Source organism: Cyclobacterium amurskyense (genome assembly GCF_001050135.1).
GTDB classification, from domain to species: Bacteria; Bacteroidota; Bacteroidia; order Cytophagales; family Cyclobacteriaceae; genus Cyclobacterium; species Cyclobacterium amurskyense.
On the sequence record NZ_CP012040.1, the window covers coordinates 4,812,527 to 4,831,603 of the forward strand.

Sequence of the window (19,077 nt, forward strand, 5' to 3'; positions counted from 1 at the left end):
ACTAACTGATTTTTCTTGGTGGCCAGAACTCTTGTTCTTAGTTTTGCGTTTAGAATGAACGTTCGATCTATAGATTATGAAAGAAGCACAAGAGTTTTCAGAAAAAGAAATAGCCATCTATAATGGAGCGCTAGAACTTGTGGCCAAATATGGTTTTCATGGTACTTCCATGAGTTTATTGACCAAAGAAGCCAAAGTCTCCACAGGAACGATTTACCATTACTTCTCTAGTAAAGATGACTTAATGAAAAAAATGTACTGCTATTTCCGTAGTCAGTTGGAAGCTTATATTTCAAGCCAAGTAGATGTAAAAGAGGACTATAAGGAGAGGTACTATTTAAGGTGGCAGAAATTGTACCTCTATTATACACAGCACCCAAAAGTTCTGGTATTTTTTGAACAGTTTATTAATTCACCTTATAATTTTGAACGTAGTCCTCACCATTTCACCGGAGCCTATTTTAAATTTCTTAAGGAAGGCATTGATAAAAAATACCTAAAGCCAGCCAAACCCGAGATTTATGTTGCCATGTATATGGGCAGTGTGGTCATGGCCTCTAAAATCAATGTTTTTGGCTCCATATTATTGGAAGAAACAGATAGAGAGCTTCTGATCAATAAATTATGGGTTGGCATGTCCCAAGTATAATTGCAATCAAAACTATTAATTACCATAAATAAATTCTTTGATTAAATGAACAAATTTTCTTTTGTATTTCTTATAGTGCTCATGGCATTGTTCCAATCCTGTTCAGAGGGAGAAACCAAAAATGTTGGAATGAGGCCGGCGCCTTCGATTCCCATTATTGAGATTCCATCCAGGACTTTAACAGGATACGATACTTATCCAACCAGTTTAGAGGGAGTTGTAAGTAGTTCTGTCAGGGCAAAAGTTTCAGGTTATATAATTCAAGTAATGGTAGATGAAGGTCAGGCTGTAAAGAAAGGCCAAAGCCTATTTAAACTTGAGACACAATCTTTAAATGCTGACGCTGCTGCTGCCAAAGCGAATGTTGAGGCGGCCAAGGTAGATGTTGATAAATTAAAACCACTTGTAGAAAAAGGAATTATTGGTGGCGTTCAGTTAAAAACTGCTGAAGCCAGGTACAATCAAGCCATGGCTACTTATAATAGTATATCCGCCAATATTGCTTACGCTACAATAAAGAGTCCTGTTTCCGGACATGTTGGAGCTATTCCTTATCGTGAAGGCGCTTTGGTTAGTCCTAGTGATCCTTTGACCACTGTTTCTCAGGTAGACAATGTTTTTGCCTTTTTCTCCATGAATGAAAAAGAATACCTGAACATGCTTCAGGTTACCAAAGGAGAAACCCTTGATGATAAATTGAAAAATATGTCAGAGGTAGAACTTGAGTTGGTCAATGGGCAGATTTATTCACTCAAAGGGAAAATAAAGACGGTTACCGGTCAGGTAAACCCAACTACTGGAACAGTCAGTTTTAGAGCAACTTTTCCAAACCCAAATCGCTTGCTGGCACATGGCAACAGTGGCAGGATACGCATTCCTAAGACCTATGATAATAAGCCTATAATTCCAGAGGCTTCTATTTATGAGCAACAAGGTAAAACCTACGTGTACAAGGTAGGAGCAGATTCAGTTGTTACGGAAGCATTGATTGAAATTGGTGCAAAAGTAGGTCCACTTCTAGTCGTTGATGAAGGTATCGAAGAAGGAGATAAAATTGTTTACCAAGGTATTGATAAGTTGAGAGATCAGATGAAAATTGCTCCTCGTCTTGTGCCTTTCGACAATGTGGCTGGAAAATTAAAAGTAGCTTTTAAATAAGATAAAATGCTAAAACAATTTATAGACAAACCGGTATTATCTACCGTAGTATCTATCCTAATATTAATTCTTGGGATTTTGGGCTTGATATCCCTTCCTGTAAGTCAATATCCAGACATTGCTCCCCCAACAGTTCGAATAACAGCTTTTTACCCTGGAGCAAATGCTGAAACAGTATTGGAAAGTGTAATTATTCCCATTGAGGAACAGGTGAATGGGGTGGAGAACATGGATTATATCACCTCTACTGCAAGTAACAGTGGAACAGCTACAATTCAAGTGTTTTTTCGACAAGGTGTAGATCCGGATATCGCAGCGGTAAATGTTCAGAATAGGGTGGCTAGAGCCAATCCTCTACTTCCAAGTGAGGTGGTTCAATCGGGTGTGATTACACAAAAACAGCAAACCAGTTCCTTGATGTTTTTTACCATGGTATCAGATAATCCTGATTATGATGCCACTTTTATTCAAAATTACCTAAACATCAATGTTATACCCACACTGAAGAGGATTAAAGGAGTAGGGGATGTAACAGTATTTGGGTCTAAGAATTACGCCATGAGAATTTGGCTTAAGCCAGATAAGCTTACCGCTTATGGTTTGATGCCTTCAGATGTGACAGCAGCCATTAATGAGCAAAGTTTGGAAGCAGCAGCTGGTTCTATTGGACAGAATAATGCCGAGGCATTTGAGTATGTCATTAAATATGGAGGCCGCTACAAAAACGAAGCCCAGTATGAGGACATTGTTATCAAAGCATTGGGTAATGGACAGTTCTTGCGTTTGAAGGATGTTGCAAAGGTTGAAATGGGAGCACAGGGATATTCGGTAATGTCATATACCAATGGGAATCCTGGTGTGAGTATGGCTGTATACCAAACACCTGGGTCCAATGCTCAGGAAATAATTAACGACGTCAAAGCTTCTTTGAATGACCTTGAAGATCGATTTCCTAAAGGTTTGTCGATTTTCATAAATTTTGATACCAATGATTTCTTAAATGCTTCCATTGCTAAAGTGGTAACTACGCTTGTTGAGGCATTTATTTTGGTTTTTATCGTTGTGTTTATTTTCCTTCAGGATTTTAGATCGACATTGATTCCTGCTATTTCAGTACCGGTTTCAATTGTTGGAACCTTCTTTTTCCTAAATATTCTGGGGTATTCGGTTAACTTATTGACGCTTTTCGCTCTGGTTTTAGCCATTGGTATTGTGGTTGATGATGCCATAGTCGTGGTAGAGGCTGTACATGCCAAAATGGAGGCTGGAGCAAAAAAAGCACGACATGCCACTCATCAGGCCATGGAAGAAATTACAGGAGCAATTATTTCAATTACCCTTGTAATGGGGGCTGTTTTTATACCTGTAACCTTTATAACAGGTCCTACCGGGGTTTTTTACGAGCAGTTTGGAGTTACCCTTATGTTGGCGATAGCTATTTCTGCTGTCAATGCATTGACTTTAAGTCCTGCGCTTTGTGCTTTATTATTAAAACCTCATGAGGACCATCCTGACAGGAAACTTAGCTTGGGTAAACGCTTCTTCAATGGTTTTAATAGGGCCTTTGAAGTAACCACGGCCAGGTATGTAGCTGCGTTAAAAATCTTGTATCGATTCAAGTGGATTACAGCTGTGATTTTACTAGGATCCTTCGGAGCAATTATTTGGGCTGCTGAAAACACTCCAACTGGCTTTGTTCCTGAAGAAGATAGAGGCTTAATATTTACTGATATTGTATTGCCAGAAGGTGCTTCACTTGATAGAACTGTTGCTGTTACAGAGGAATTAATGAATGCCATTGAAAATCTGCCTGGAGTAGAAGGTGGATCCATGGTCAATGGATTCAGCTTAATTTCTGGTGAAGGAAGCAATTTCGGTCTGGGCTTTATCCGATTAAAACCCTGGGAAGAAAGGGGAGCAGACTCTTTGTCTGCCAAAGCTTTGATAGGGAAAATGTTCGGTATAGCTGCGGGCATTCCTGGAGCAAAAATTTTATTCTTTGCTCCTCCAAGTATTCCTGGGTTTGGAGTGTCTTCGGGATTCGAAATTAAATTTTTGGATCAAACTGGAGGTAGCTTTAATGAGCTGGACGAAAAGGTCAAAGAGTACATGGGAGAATTGATGGGCAGGCCTGAAATCCTTTATGCGCAAACTGCATTTAGTACCGGCTATCCACAATATGAGATGGTGCTAAACATACCAAAGGCCAAGGAGGCAGGGGTAAGTGTAAGCAGTATTTTGGGAACGCTTCAAGGCTATATTGGAAGTATCTACGCCGCTGACTTTTCCAAATTTGGTAAGCAATACAGGGTTTATATTCAAGCCATGCCTCAGGATAGGTCTGAAGTAGATGATCTCAATTCATTATTTGTTAGAAATAGCAAGGGAGAAATGGCACCTATTTCTGAGTTCCTATCTCTTAAGCGGGTTTATGGACCTCAGGCAGTTACAAGGTTTAACCTTTTTAACTCTGTTTCTATCAATGGAGCAGCAGCACCGGGATACAGTACAGGAGATGCGATTAAGGCAATTCAGGAGGTGAATGAAAAGAGTCTACCGAGAAACTTTACTGTAGATTATTCAGGCTTGACCAGAGAGGAAATCAATGCAAGTAGTCAGACTACCATCATTATATTATTAAGTGTTCTTTTCGTTTACTTTATTTTGGCTGCCCAATACGAAAGTTACCTGATTCCTCTTGCCGTTCTATTGTCTTTACCTGTAGGTGTTATGGGAGCTTATTTGACCACCTATTTCTTAGGTATGGAGGCGAATATTTATTTTCAAATCGCAATGGTCATGCTGATTGGCTTGCTGGCTAAAAACGCCATTTTGATAATTGAATTTGCCATGCAAAGAAGGGCTGCAGGTGCATCTATAGTAGATGCAGCTTTTGATGCGGCCAAGGTGAGACTTAGACCAATTCTTATGACATCATTTGCCTTTATAATAGGCTTATTACCGCTGGCTTTTGCCAATGGTATCGGCGCTGCAGGTAACAGGTCCATTGGTACCGGTGCTGTAGGAGGATTGCTGATAGGTACAGTTATAGGCGTTTTTGTCATCCCTATTTTGTTTATATTATTTCAATGGCTTCAAGAAAAAGTCGGTCGTAAAAAAGAAGTTGAAGCTTTAGAAAATGCTTAATTACTATGCTAAATAAAAGTCTATTATATATACCTTTTTTGTCCTTGCTATTATCTTCTTGCTTTGTGGCAAAAGACTACGAACAATCGGATAAAGTAGTGGAAGAGGTTTATTACAGAACGGATTTATTGCCGGAGGACAGTATTTCGATGGCTGATTATTCTTGGAGAGAGGTTTTCTCCGATCCCAATCTAGTGCGCCATATCGAAGCAGGATTAGAAGCCAATTTAGATATTAGAATGGCTTTACAAAATATTCTTGCAGCCCAATCCTATTACAAACAAGGGAAGTGGGGGCAATTGCCCACCTTGAGCGGAACAGGAAAAGTAACGCATCAGGAATTGTCAAAAAACTCACAGTTCGGGGCTTTCTTTGATGGGGGAATTACCCAATATGAGGTTTCTGCTGGTTTTTCTTGGGAGGCTGATATTTGGGGTAAAATTAGAAGTCAGCGAAGAGCATTTGAAGCATCCTATTTGCAATCAATTGCAGCTCATCAGGCAGTGAAGACTCGATTGATCAATGATATTGCCAATCTCTATTTCAGGTTGTTGGCATTGGACCAGCAATTGGAATTGACCAATGAAACGATCAAAAATAGAGAACAGGCTTTGGAAACCACTGCTTCATTGAAAATTGCAGGAATTGTTACAGAGGTAGGAGTGAAGCAAACGGAAGCGCAGCTCTATACGGCAAAGGCCTTGAAAGTTGATTTGCAAAGAGACTTACATTTAGCAGAAAACACCCTTTCCATACTCTTGGGCAAATCACCTGAGGATATTTCTCGAGGTGACTTGGACGATCAGCAGCTACCAGAAGCCCTGTCCATTGGTTTTCCAGTGCAATTGCTTCGCAATAGGCCGGATGTATTTGCAGCGGAATACGGATTAATTAATGCTTTTGAAATGAGCAATGTGGCCAAGACGAATCTTTACCCATCCCTGACCATTTCTGGTACAGGAGGTATTCAAGGTTTGGAGTTGGATCAGTTGTTTAGCCTTAATTCTGTTTTTGCCAATGTTATTGGTGGTTTAACCCAACCTATCTTAAATGGTAGAAGGTTGAAAACCCAGTTTGAAGTTTCTTTAACCCAACAAGAGCAAGCTTATTTGAATTTCAGAAAAACCATTTTAACCGCTGAAAAGGAAGTTTCCGATGCCATTTATAATTTTGATTCGGCAAAAGAAAAAGAGGCTTTGGTAAGGAAAGAACTGGATGCCAATAGAGTGGCCATTGAGTATTCCGAAGAATTGCTTGACAATGGTATTGGCAATTATCTGGAAGTAATCACCGCTAGGGAAAATGCATTGAATTCTGAGATTAAATTAATCAATACCCGCTATTCCCAGATGGAAGCCCTTACCAATTTATATAGGGCACTTGGTGGTGGTTGGCAGTAATTGCTTTTGATAGTAATGCTCGCAATTCAATTTCTTGTGTATGCTTTTGCGAAAGCATACACAAGTTGACAGTTTTCCTTATAAAATTGTATTGCTAAAGGTTTTAATGCCAAAAAGTAATGGCCCCTCAATATTTTGCTTTGATACAAAGCGAAATATTGAGGGGCTTTTTGCATGCTAGCAAACCGATCCTATTTTCTTGTTATTATTTTATCCCGAAATATGCATAAGACATTCTATTAAGTGCTGAAATCGCTTTAAAATCAGCCACTTCGTTGCTATTTTCAATTTCACCATAGCGGTGCTATGCTGAAATCTCCAAACAGCCTGATTTTCTTGCGATTGCAACACTTCCCGTAAACACGGGACAGGCTATCACCCCTGGCATTGGTCAGGACGGAGAAATCCTATTACATAATCCGGGTTTATTTCCTGATCATGGAATCTGAGGAAAATAAAAATGCCGCAAATATAAACCTGCGGCATTTAATGGCTTGTCGATGTAATTTTATTTTTCTGCTATTGGAAGACAGGTTAATTAGGTTTTAAAAGCGGCGTTTTTGTCCACTGAATTCCATTGCTTCACCTTTTCCAAAGCCATAACTTAAACCAAAGGTGACAAACCTTCCTCGCATTCTATGGCTGTATTGTGAGAAGTTGCTTTGGATTGTTTCACTTTCAAATATCCTACTTGCAAAAGCATCTCTAACACTAAGATTAAGGATTACTTTTCCTTTTAGTATTTTTTTCCTGACACCAATGTCAGCCATGGCATAGCCACTCATCAATTGTTGAAATGTTTGTCTTTTTGATTGGTAGTTTCCAACGAGCTCCAAGGCAAAGTCAGCAGGGAAATCAATTTTTGTAGTTAACCTTGTAGACCATTGGTCAGCATTGAAGTCAAAATCTGTAGATTCATAAGTTCCTTGTCTATGGAAATAATTGTAATTAAAATCCCCATTAAATGACAACCAATCCAATGGTGTGTATTTACCATTTACTTCCCAACCAGTGGTTTTATTGGTTCCAATATTCATAGGCATGGAGATGGCAACATCCCCTTCAAATCGGGTGACATTTTCCACAGTGCTGGTAATGTACCTGTGATAAACTGATGAGCTTAAAGAGAATGCTTTGTGATCAAATATCCCTGTTATTTCATAGCTATCAGTTAATTCAGGAAGCAAATCCGGATTTCCTGTTCTAATACTGTAATTGTTTCTAATATTATAATAAGGATTCAAGTCAAATAATCTTGGTCTGGCAATTCTTCTTGAATACCCAGCTTGCAGAGAAAAGTTATCCATCATCTTATAAGAGGTATGGACCGTAGGGAAAAAGTTGGTAAAATTCCTGTTGTTTTCTTGGTTATTTTGTTCCAATAAGGTGTATAGGTCTGTGTTTTCTACCCTTAGACCTAATTTGATGCCTGCTTTATCGCCTTCATAAGATCCGGTACTGTATACACCCAGAACTTTTTGGTTGTAGAGAAAGGAATTGGATAAATCTGTTACTACCACCCATTGGTTGTCTTCCCAGTTGCTAATTGAATAATCGTTTCCTACATCTGTAATTAGATATTGGCCACCAGTTTCAAAAGTTATCTTTTCAGTAAAAGGCTGGGTATAATCTGCTTTGAAAGTATATTCTACTTGGCCAAAGTCAGTTTGAGTTTGCTGTCGATCACTTAATGCATCTTCACCAAATTCCGGGGTATTATTGAAGGCTGATTTTTGATCTTTTGAAAATGAGCTACCTAATGCACTGATCAATAGATTATGGTCTTTTTTATCAGAGAAATCTTTTTTGTACTGCATTTCAAATTGCCATTTAGGATTGGTTGCGGAAGTAACCTCATCCCTTTGCCATGCAGAGGAAACGACATTGTCTGCGCCTATAGTGCTATAATTAATCAGTGAAGTTTCTGACTCCCACTCGTAGGCAAAGTTACCGGTAAGTGAAAGTACGTTTTTGTCATCTATATGGTAATCCGTTCCTAAAATAATATTAAGGAAAGATTCGCCTTTGTCTCTTTCTCCAAAATTGTTTATTTCAGTATTGGCAATCTCATTTCTGTTATAGCCTTTGTAATTTTCAGGGAATTTACGTTTACCAACTCCAATTTGGCTGAATAGATTGAACTTTTCAGTTCTTTTATTCAAGCTGAATCCTAGGCTATGGTTGTCTGGAACACCAGTGTTTAATGATACAGAGCCATTAATTCCTCGTTTTTCTTCTTTCTTTAATACGATATTAATAATTCCAGATGTTCCTTCGGCATCGTATTTTGCAGATGGGTTGGTAATGACTTCAACGCTTTCTATCATATCTGCTGTTAAAGTACCCAATGCATTTCCTCCATCACTTGCCAAGACGGATGGTTTGCCATTGATCATGATTTGAACACCGCCAGCTCCTCTTAATTGGATTTGCCCTTCAATATCTACTGTTACCGATGGTACATTATTTAGCACTTCTAGCGCACTTGCCCCTGTACTACTCAGGTCTTGCCCTACATTGAAAATCCTTTTGTCTAGTCGGAATTCTGTTGATGATCTTTCGCCCCTTATTATCACCTCGTCCATCAACTTACTGTCTTCTTCTAAATAGACAATTCCAAAATCAACTTTTCCATTGTTAATTTGATAATCAGTAATGGTTTTTGAAATAAAACCTATAAAGCTAACTTCTAGAATAAATGTTTCATCCTGGGTAATTAGCAATAGTCCACCATCTGCTTTTGTGGTGGTACCCACCAGTAGGTTTCCAGACTCCTTGTCAAGCAATTTAATGGTAGCAAATTCAATTGGAATTTGGCTGTTTGCTACCAGCACTTTTCCGGATACTTCTATATCCTGTGCCGTAGAAGAAAATTGGGTCACAAAAAAAAGTGTGACAAGTGTTAGAAGTAATTTCATAGTAGTTGAATATTTCTTTTGATTATGTGAATTTGTAAATAAATAGTCAACAAATAAAAAGTATTCGGTAAACGGTTCATTTTGTCTGTCAAACGACAGATATGTTATTTATGAGTTAATCTTGTTGTTTGTAGGGATAAACGGGCTGTTTAACTTTTATTTTTGTTTAAGAGCCTTCCTATTTTCTATATTTGTCCCATGGAGAGGCATCTACAAAAACAAAACATAGCCTATAAGGAGTTCTTTTTTCAACTTGTGTTACATGCATTGGTTTTTAGTTTCTATGTAATAGATAGTAGTCATCCCAGTAAAGTCAATACATTTCATTGGTATGATGTTGTGTATTTTCTAAACTATACAATGGCTAACCTTATCATAAGTTACGTATTACTGCCCAGGTTTTTCTACAAAAAGAATTACGTAGCCTTTTTTGGATTGACCTTTCTTACCATTGCCCTTGTTATTGTTTTGGAAGAACTAGGGATAGAGAAATGGTTTTTTCCAGATTCCAGAGGAACAGGTTTCCCAGGGGTAATCTTTAGTTTGGCACAGGTATTACCTGTGATTGTCATTCTTTCAGGGTTTAAGTTTGCATGGGATGCACTTCGAAATCAGCGGAAGGTAGAGGAGTTGAAAGCCATCATAAAAGAAGGGGAATTGACTTTTTTAAAGTCTCAAATTAATCCTCATTTCCTTTTCAATAATCTCAATAATCTCTATTCCTACGCCGTTGTAAAGTCTTCGAAAACACCAGAAATAATACTTGAGCTAAGTTCCGTGTTGCGGTACATGCTTTATGAATGTAAGGAGGCCTCTGTTCCTCTTTCCAAAGAAATTGAACACCTTAGAAATTTCACCCGGCTGTATGAAATGCAAATTGAAGAGCGGGGAGAGGTTACTTTTGAGGCTCCAACGGACTTTTCGGGGTTTAGAATAGCACCGTTAATTCTAAATGTATTTATCGAAAATGCCTTCAAACACAGTCAAACTGGTCAATCAGAAAAAATTAAAATAGCGATTAAGTTGTCAATCAACGAAGATGGAAATTTGATTTTCATTTGTCAAAACAACTATAAACATCCTGGCCAGGTGGTACGCTCCGGTAAAGGTATAGGGTTAATAAATGTAAAAAAGAGGTTGAAGTTGCTTTACCCTGATGGCCACGTATTGGATATTCAGCAGTCGGATATAGAATATAAGGTAACCTTAAAAATGGCATTAAACAGGAACTAAGATGAATTGCATAATAATTGAAGACCAGCCACCAGCTCAAAGAATACTCAAAAAGTACATTGAGGACATGGGTACTCTTGAACTTATGGGTACTTTTAGTGACCCTATTCTGGCAATGGAGTTTTTGAATAACAATGGCATAGATCTGATTTTTTTGGACATTCATCTCCCTCGGTTAACAGGCCTTGATCTACTTAAAAGTTTAAGCAAAAAACCAGCTATTATCCTTACCACTGCCTATTCTGAATATGCATTGGAAAGTTACGAATTGGATGTAGTGGATTACTTATTAAAACCTTTTTCATTTCTACGCTTTGTAAAGGCGGTCGGTAAAGTTTCAGTGTCGGTAGACAGCAAAACCAATGAAAAGCCGATAATAAAATCAAACCCTGCCAAAAAAGAGCATTTTGTCAAATTAGGGTATGACCATGTCAGAATTGCTTTTGAAGACATCATGTACATACGTGCAGATGGTGATTACTGTGAGATCATCCTTATGGATAAAAAGTACTTGTCTTCTGAACCCATGCGAAAATGGATGGAACTTTTAGATGGGTTGCACTTTATCCGCATACATAAATCCTATATGGTAAATATAACCAGAATAGAGAAAGTTTCAGGGAATTTAATCACCTTAGTCAACGGCGAGCAATTGCCCATTGGCAGAGCATTTAAGGAAGATTTTTCCGAAAGATTCTTGAAGTAAATTGCTTAGTTTAATTCCTTTATTTTAATATTTTTAAACTCTACACCCTGTCCTTCGGCCTGTAATCCAATGTATCCTTCTTTTAGCATTTGTCCATCAACCTTATATGAAGGGTCAAAACGATTGGCAACACCACCCCCAATTTGAGGATTGGTGTATTCCAATACTTGTTCACCATTAACCTTATGGATCACAAGGGAATCACTATATACAATCAATTCTGCATGTACCCATTCGTCCCAGGGAAAAGTAGGAGAGCTGGAACTAATACAATGTCTGGGATCCATTTCTCCATTAAAGAATACTTCAGTCCCAGGAGAGCACATGTTTCCTGTAGGGCGTGGTTTACCATCCCCAGCATCAGCCAGCATTTGGTATTCAACAGATATGGGCCAATCCTGTTCTTTCAGTATTGTTTCGGGTGCTTGGGAATGAAACATAACACCACTGTTTCTATATGTATAGCTAGGTGCATCTTCCATCCATTGGTCTGTGAAGCGATAATCGAATTTTAAGTGAAATGAAGAATATGGTTTTTTATAAAACAAGTGACCATAGCGCTCATCAAAACGCTCATAGCCATCATAATTGACCTGAATAATCCCATCTACCACCCGAAAGGTGTTTGCATAGTTGTCCCCTGACTCATGGTGCTGCAATTTTGCTGTCCAACCTTCCAGATTTTTGCCATTAAAGATGGTTTCCCATTCAGCCTCTGTTGATTTTACTGTGGTCTTTGATTCACTTTTTCCGCAGGAATAAAACAATAAAAGCAGAAGAAATATAGCCAGTAATTGAGACAGTTGAAAAGATGGACGATTAAATGTAGGGAAGTTCATTTTATTGGGTTTCATGGGTGGTTTAAATTCAAGCCCTAATTTAGGGAATTATTATTAGACCTATTCTCAGCAATACTAAGCGTGGAAAACTCAATTTTTCCAGTTTTCCTATTAAATATGGCCGTACACAAGCCAATATTACCTTTTAGGATTTCACTCTTTAGATAAGGATTGCTGGAAAGAACCAAAGCTCTGGAGTATTCTATGTTCCATTTTGTTAATCGCTCAGTCCAATCCTCCAGATTCTCTGCATTTAATTCTTTAGGTTTGAAAAAACCTTCAGAAATGGCAGGTGTCAGCAAGCTACTGATTCGCTCTTCCGATGAGCTCATTGTGTTTTTTAAGGCATAGTTAATTAGTTTATTCGGTGAATGCCCCATTATCAAAATTAGCTTGGCATGTTGTTTTCTGCAGGAAATTTCAATGGTGTCAATGAGGTCGGCTCCTAGAATGTTACCTGCAACTTTCAATGGAATTAGGTCGCCTATTCCTGTGTTCATCAACATGTTAAGAGGTTCGCGCATGTCTATACAATTGACTACAATGGCCAAAGGAGCGTCCTTGATGAAATCCTTTAATTTCTTGTTTTGGAATCTCCTCGAAACCAGGTCACCGTCTACATACCGTTTATTACCTTCTTCTAGGAAGTTCAATATTTTTTGAGGTGTTTTAAGATCATTTCTATCTTGAGAATGTTTTCGATCTATTTTAATTTTATTTCTAGGTGTGAAATTGTCTCCCAAGCCTATTATGTTGAAGTCAATGTTGTTTTCCTTTGCAAAAGTGTCTTTGTAATCCTCAAAAATCTCCAAAATATCGGGTTCAACGTAGGAAGAAAAGGAAGCGTCAATGATCACTTTTGTTCCATTTGGCAAGTTCCAAAGCGTTCTTTTAATGGCTGGTTTGTTTAAAAATGAGACTTCATTTGACAGTTCAAGTCGGACAATTTTCTTTTTATTGACAGGATTGGTTGCCTCTATATAATAAGGATTATAAAAATTGCTTCTAAGTAAGAAAAAGACACTTACTGCTGATCCAATCAATACACCTAATAACACATCTGTTAAGAGAATAGCAATTACCGTGACTGCAAAGGGTAAAAACTGCACCCAGCCTTTTCTGTACATCTGTTTGATGATTCGAAAGGAAGTAAGTTTATACCCAACTAATAGTAATATAGCAGCAAGGGAGGCCAAAGGGATTAAATTGATAATATTGCTGAGGAATAAAACACTAATGGTCAAAAGAAAACCATGGATCAGTGTAGAGAATTTGGATTCAGCACCTGCCTCAATGTTTACAGAACTACGTACAATCACTGACGTAATGGGGATTCCTCCTAATAAACCTGCAAGTGTGTTCCCTATCCCTTGAGCTACCAACTCTTGATTGGGTGGGCTTCTTCTTTTATGAGGATCCAGATTGTCTGTAGCTTCCAGATTTAAAAGTGTGGCTATGGAACCTATTATAGCAATGGTGAAAGCATAGGTCCAAACTTTGCTGTCATTTATGGCAGTAAAATCAGGAAAGGTAAACAATGAACCAAAGTGATTTATTTCTGGTATATTGACCAGATGGACACCGTCTAGATATAGGGTAGGGATATAGAACTTGAAAAGCTGGTTAAGTCCTACTCCTAATATTACAACAAATAAGGAGGGAGGAAATAGTTTTAAGTGCTTTAAGGGGGTTTTATCCCAGTATATCATAATTACCAATGAAATAAGAGATAGCAAAAGTGCTCCAGGTGCAATGGTGGTAAAAACCAAAAACGCTCTTTCTTGTAGCCCTGTAAAAAAATCTTGCGAATAATTCAATAGTCGACTTTCGTTGAGTTCTACACCCAGTGCATAAGGCAACTGGGAAAAAATAAGAATTAGCCCAATTGCAGCCAGTAAACCCTTTATAATATTGGTTGGGATATAGTCGGCAATTCTACCGGCTTTAAGGAAACCAAGGGCAACTTGAATTAAGCCTCCTATCAATAGTGCCAATAGGAATACCTGAAAAGAACCCAACAGTTGAATAGCAATTAATACCACCGCAGATAAGCTAGCAGCAGGTCCGGTTACGCTTGTGTGGGAGCGACTAATTAAGCCAACAACCAACCCCCCAATCATTCCAGAAATTAATCCAGAGATCAACGGTGCACCACTTGCCAAAGCTATGCCCAAGCACAGAGGAAGAGCTACCAGAAAAACCACAATTCCAGCAGGAATATCCTTTGAAGGATTATTGTATGTTTTCGGACCAAATAGTTTATTCTGCTTAAATCCCATAGGTTTTTTACGATTGTTGTATTTTCAAATTAATACTTATATTAAACCTGAATTATTATAAAATATTTTCATAGTACATAAAGAAGGAATTATGAAGGGATAAAATTAATATTTTCTAAATCTTATTCTTAAGACAAAAATAGAACAAGAATTATGGATATTTATTTTCGAACCAAAATTTTTATTTCAAGTTGTTATATGAAATAACCTATCTTTTAATTGATCAAACCAATTGTGATTTGAACGTGGACAGGCCTGTATTGGTCTTATAGCTTAATGAGGATTCAAAAAAAACACATTATTGATTCTCTTTTTAATTTCCTGAAAAAATAAACCCCTATGTACCTATGAAGTTTGCGAAGAAATATTTTCCAACAGCTGTAATTATACTATTATTATTCAGGGTTACTGCTGTGATTGGGCAAAACGACCCTGATTTTTTTTACAATGGAGATTTACTCCCTGATGCACCCGAGTTGGCAGAAAGGGGAGAATATGCAGTTGGTGTTCAAACCTTGGAACTTATACATGAAAACCAACCCGATATAGCCAATTTCAGTAAGGAGCAACAACCCAGGTACGACAGGCCTTTGACGGTGGAAGTTTGGTACCCTGCTGAGGGTGATGCTCAATCAGAAACTACCTACAACGACTATATAGGGGTTGCAAATGATGAAAAACGTCCTCTTAGTCCTTTTTCATTTAAAGGACGGGCCGAACGCAATGCTTCACCAAAAAAGGATGAAGAAACCTATCCTTTGGTGATTGTTTCACATGGGTATTTGGGTTCCAGGTACCTGATGACCTATCTAACTGAAAACCTGGCATCCAAAGGCTATGTAGTAGTAGCCATACACCATACAGAATCTACTTTTGAGGATCCAGGTAAATTTTCCAGTACCCTTTACCACCGGCCTATCGATGATTTATTCGTTTTAAATGAAATGGAAAAAAGGGGTAAGAAAGATGCTGGAGGTTTTTTAGCTGGAATGGTTGATGCAGAGCATACGGCTTTAATAGGTTATTCCATGGGAGGTTATGGCGCATTAAATGCTGCAGGGGCTGGGTTTTCTTCGGCCTTTGGTGGTTTCTTTGGGCAAATGACCGGGGGAAGTGATCTAATAATGGAGCGAAGCCTTGCGAAACCATCCTATTCAACTTCTATTGATTCAAGAATAAAGGCTGTAGTGGCTTTTGCACCTTGGGGTATGGCAAGAGGAGTGTGGGACAATGAGGGTTTGGCAAATCTTAAGCTTCCGGTATTTTTAGTGGCTGGAGACCAAGATGATATTTCAGGTTATGAAAAAGGAATTAAAGCCGTATATGATGGTGCCGTCAATGCCAATCGGTACATATTAACCTATATCAATGCAAGACATAATGTAGCTCCTAATCCACCACCAGCTGAATCATTCCAAAAGGGCATGCACCTGGATGAATACCTACGGTATGCAGAGCCTGCATGGGATCAGAGAAGAATTAATAATATTAACCAACACTTTGTCACTGCATTTTTAGGGATCCACCTTAAAGGCATAGACTATTCTACCTATCTTGATTTACCAGTGGATGCATTGGAAGAAACTTGGAAAGGTTTTAAACCTAGAACCTCTATTGGTTTAGAATTAAGGCATACAGGGGCCAATAATTGAGAGCGTTATTAACTAATTTTATTTATTATATTTAATTAAAATTTTAATGCGTACGGTATTCATTTAATGGACCATGAAAGATATGAGATTTACTTTGGTTATTTTTGCGCTTTTGGCTTTTGTCAGCTGTGATAAAAGGGAAGAAGAGATGTCCGAAAATGTGACTGTCAATCAATATGTGGATTTACTTGTAAAGGGGGAATATTCCTCCACGGAATTACCGTCTTTTACGGCCTCTGATATCCCTGAGTTACTTGAATACCGTGACAGTAGACAAAAAATATCGAATTTCCCGATCAACTGGATATCTTCTTCCTTGACAGAAGAGAGCACTTTAGGGATGTATGTTTTATGGACAGTAGAATCAATCCGTGCAGTAGCTATCGATAGTGAATTTCTTATAGGGAGGTTCCCCTCTCAAAATCCTGTAGTGCAGATGCGGGCCAGTCCATTTGAATATGTGCCAGAGGATGAATCCCTTGAGATAGTCGCTGAAGCCTATATGGAATGGTGGCAGAAGAACAAAGATCGGGCATTTGATGAATTTAAGGAAGTTGATCCAATGTTGAGTACTGACCTAAGGTGGCATTAAACTGTCAACTAAAGGAGGTTCATCCCCTTATTTGGGAGTGGGTTATGTATGCTCTTACCGCCGTTATTGAGCGTCAATAGATGGGTTTTTATTTCATTCAGGGGCTAAGAATAGCAATTCCTCCGCAACACCTCAAGAAGACAAGATTCCCAAGTATTTTTCCATTGGAAAATTACTTGGGAATCTTTGTATAATAAAGATGCTAGGTATGTAGATGTTGACATCAAATAATATAAAATTTGTGCTACCTTTAAATCCTGAAAACACGTATATAAACCCAAAATTCACTTGATTTACTAAGTCGGAAATCAAATGGAATATTGATTTTGATCAATAATAGCCTTATTAATGGGATCTCATAAATCTGATTTTATCGGATTGTGAAAATTAGTTTTTAGATTTTAAAGGGAAGTGGTCTCTCCGAACAATAGCCGTTTTATAGCCCAATTCTTAATTAATTACATAGGCTTCCTAAATTTGTCTAAAACTTGTTTATTTCTGGAAGAATTGGTGTTTTTGTGTGTTGATTCAACTTGTTTGTTGCATCACCCATAGTGTTTTAGTGAAATTAAAATCTTTGAGCTGTAAATTATTTGTCCAATTATCTCAACTTTAATCATCTCAAAATTTAAATGAATAGGAAAATAAAAGTTCTTTACATAAGTTTTTTACAATTCAAAAAGAATTTTATTCAGTATCCTTACAGGAAATTTAATTTTATAGAGTTATTTTTAATATGGCTGAGTCAAAAACTTACTCGGTCTCAGTTTCTTGTTTTGTCGGGGATTTTGGTGGGTTTGAGTGCAGGGTCTGCTGGCGTAATCCTTAAAGTATTTGTCCATTATATCCAATCCTCAATAAGTACCGATGTTCCGCTACAGGAAAGGCTGCTAATATATGGTGTACTGCCTATGATTGGTGTTACCTTAACCTCCTTCGTGGTAAAGTATTTTTATAACGGAGATGAGGAGAAGGAAATATCCTTCATTCTTAAAGACATTTCTAAAAAACAAAGCAAGGTAAAATCAAGTAAAATGTTTTCCCAGATTCTTCAGAGTGGGATAACAGTTGGGTTTGGAGGTTCGGTAGGACTTGAAACTCCAATAGCCGTTACGGGTTCTGCAATAGGTTCTAACTTTGCCCAAAGGTATAGACTGGGTTTTAAGGAGAGGACTTTATTATTGGCAGCAGGTGCTGCGGCAGGCATTGCTGCTGCATTTAATGCGCCCATAGCGGGTATAATGTTCGCCTTCGAGATAATTTTAACCGGGCTAGTCTTTACAGATTTTATACCTTTGGTTATTGCGGCCATATGCGGGAGTTTACTTTCAACCATAATTTTAAACGAGGACATATTGTTTAATTTTCAGGCCCGTGAGACCTTCAACCATATCAATGTGGTTTATTTTCTAGCATTAGGAGTGTTGACTGGTCTGTATGCCAGGTATTTTTTAGTAGTAGGGCAAATGGTCCATAAATTCTTTGAAAAATTTAAAAATAAAGTAATTCGAAAAGCACTTTTAGGTGGGGCTATCCTATCTATCCTTTGTGTTTTATTCCCACCGCTCTTTGGGGAGGGGTATATGAATATTAGGACCATATATCAGGGCAATGTGGACTTGTTGATAGAGGACAGTCTTTTCCGATATCTAGGTAATTCAGATGTTATTATCATTGTATTTTTATCCCTAACAATACTTATAAAAGCATTTGCTACGAGCATCACTCTTAGTTCTGGAGGTAATGGAGGTAATTTTGCTCCATCTTTGATGGCAGGAGGGCTTTTGGGCTTTGTGTTTGGGTTTTCCTTGGAAATAATGGGCTTTACAGATGTGCCTACCACCAATTTAATGTTGGTAGGTATGGCTGGAGTGATGTCAGGAGCCATGTATGCGCCTCTAACAGCGATTTTCCTTATAGCCGAGTCAAGTAGTGGATATGACTTATTTATCCCTTTAATGATCGTGTCAGTAACCTCTTATATAATTAACAGGTCGTTTTCACCAATCAACCCTTCTTTTAAAGAGTTGGCTGAAAAAGGAGATATTTTTACAACAAGGCAGGACCAGAATATATTGTCACATATTTCACTTAATGAATGTATCAACCCTTCTTCGATTGTTATCCGTACCACAGACAGTATGGAGGAGGTTTTGCACATATTTAGGAATAGCGATCAAAACAGCATGGCTGTAGTGGATGCCAATAACCAATTTTGGGGAGTATTGAATAGGGAGCATTTGCGCCCATTCCTTTTGAATAAAGAGTCTGCTGATGGTACAAGTGTTAGCCAATTGGCCATTGCTCCACCATTTATTATTTCACCCAATGATTCTGTGATGGAGGTGACCAAGATGTTTGATGAAGCGGATGTATGGCAACTGCCTCTTCTTGATGAGGACAGAAGATTTAAGGGTTTTATTAGTAGATCAAAAATCTTAACCAATTACCGTGCTTTGTTAAGGGATTATTCGGAATAAGGAATACCTGATAGGGTAGTGGAG

At 38.1% G+C, this 19,077-nt stretch carries 12 protein-coding genes; 9 read left to right on the forward strand and 3 right to left on the reverse strand.

Going from position 1 to position 19,077, the window contains the following annotated elements; genetic code table 11:
* The first annotated feature begins 76 nt into the window (after positions 1-76).
* The 4 genes from CA2015_RS19330 to CA2015_RS19345 are packed head-to-tail and all read left to right on the forward strand — an operon-like array spanning position 77 to position 6,354.
* Positions 77-649 carry a TetR/AcrR family transcriptional regulator gene (locus CA2015_RS19330; protein WP_048643383.1) on the forward strand — a complete coding sequence of 191 codons (573 nt, stop codon included), beginning with the start codon at positions 77-79 and terminating at the stop codon, positions 647-649.
* A gap of 45 nt (positions 650-694) precedes the next feature.
* Positions 695-1,807, forward strand: a complete 1,113-nt coding sequence (locus CA2015_RS19335; RefSeq protein ID WP_048643384.1) for an efflux RND transporter periplasmic adaptor subunit — start codon at positions 695-697, stop codon at positions 1,805-1,807.
* Between the two features lie 6 nt (positions 1,808-1,813).
* Positions 1,814-4,954, forward strand: a complete 3,141-nt coding sequence (locus CA2015_RS19340; protein WP_048643385.1) for an efflux RND transporter permease subunit — start codon at positions 1,814-1,816, stop codon at positions 4,952-4,954.
* 5 nt (positions 4,955-4,959) lie between these two features.
* On the forward strand, positions 4,960-6,354 hold the full coding sequence (locus CA2015_RS19345) for an efflux transporter outer membrane subunit (RefSeq protein ID WP_048643386.1): 1,395 nt from the start codon (positions 4,960-4,962) through the stop codon (positions 6,352-6,354).
* Between the two features lie 545 nt (positions 6,355-6,899).
* On the opposite strand, the gene CA2015_RS19350 is transcribed toward CA2015_RS19345, so the two are convergent.
* Entirely contained in the window at positions 6,900-9,272 is a 2,373-nt protein-coding gene (locus CA2015_RS19350; RefSeq protein ID WP_048643387.1) for an outer membrane beta-barrel family protein, read from the reverse strand.
* 198 nt (positions 9,273-9,470) lie between these two features.
* On the opposite strand from CA2015_RS19350, the gene CA2015_RS19355 reads away from it, so the two are divergent.
* Positions 9,471-10,505 carry a sensor histidine kinase gene (locus CA2015_RS19355; protein ID WP_048643388.1) on the forward strand — a complete coding sequence of 345 codons (1,035 nt, stop codon included), beginning with the start codon at positions 9,471-9,473 and terminating at the stop codon, positions 10,503-10,505.
* A 1-nt stretch (position 10,506) separates the two neighbouring features.
* Complete coding sequence (locus CA2015_RS19360) at positions 10,507-11,211, forward strand: LytR/AlgR family response regulator transcription factor (RefSeq protein WP_048643389.1); 705 nt, start codon at positions 10,507-10,509, stop codon at positions 11,209-11,211.
* Positions 11,212-11,216: 5 nt separating this feature from the next.
* On the opposite strand, the gene CA2015_RS19365 is transcribed toward CA2015_RS19360, so the two are convergent.
* Complete coding sequence (locus CA2015_RS19365) at positions 11,217-12,065, reverse strand: 3-keto-disaccharide hydrolase (RefSeq protein WP_084011906.1); 849 nt, start codon at positions 12,063-12,065, stop codon at positions 11,217-11,219.
* Positions 12,066-12,085: 20 nt separating this feature from the next.
* Positions 12,086-14,329, reverse strand: a complete 2,244-nt coding sequence (locus CA2015_RS19370) for a bifunctional SulP family inorganic anion transporter/carbonic anhydrase (RefSeq protein ID WP_048643390.1) — start codon at positions 14,327-14,329, stop codon at positions 12,086-12,088.
* 347 nt (positions 14,330-14,676) lie between these two features.
* Here CA2015_RS19370 and CA2015_RS19375 point away from each other — a divergent pair, with 347 nt between their 5' ends.
* The 3 genes from CA2015_RS19375 to CA2015_RS19385 all read left to right on the forward strand — a co-directional run bounded on the left by CA2015_RS19375 (position 14,677) and on the right by CA2015_RS19385 (position 19,053).
* Positions 14,677-15,981 (forward strand): alpha/beta hydrolase family protein, encoded by a 1,305-nt coding sequence (locus CA2015_RS19375; RefSeq protein ID WP_048643391.1) that lies wholly within the window; start codon positions 14,677-14,679, stop codon positions 15,979-15,981.
* 73 nt (positions 15,982-16,054) lie between these two features.
* The gene (locus tag CA2015_RS19380; RefSeq protein ID WP_048643392.1) at positions 16,055-16,573 is read left to right on the forward strand and encodes a DUF4943 family protein; all 519 of its coding nucleotides are present in this window, start codon (positions 16,055-16,057) and stop codon (positions 16,571-16,573) included.
* A gap of 632 nt (positions 16,574-17,205) precedes the next feature.
* Positions 17,206-19,053, forward strand: coding sequence for a chloride channel protein (locus CA2015_RS19385; RefSeq protein ID WP_048643393.1), 1,848 nt, complete (start codon positions 17,206-17,208; stop codon positions 19,051-19,053).
* Positions 19,054-19,077 lie beyond the last annotated feature (24 nt).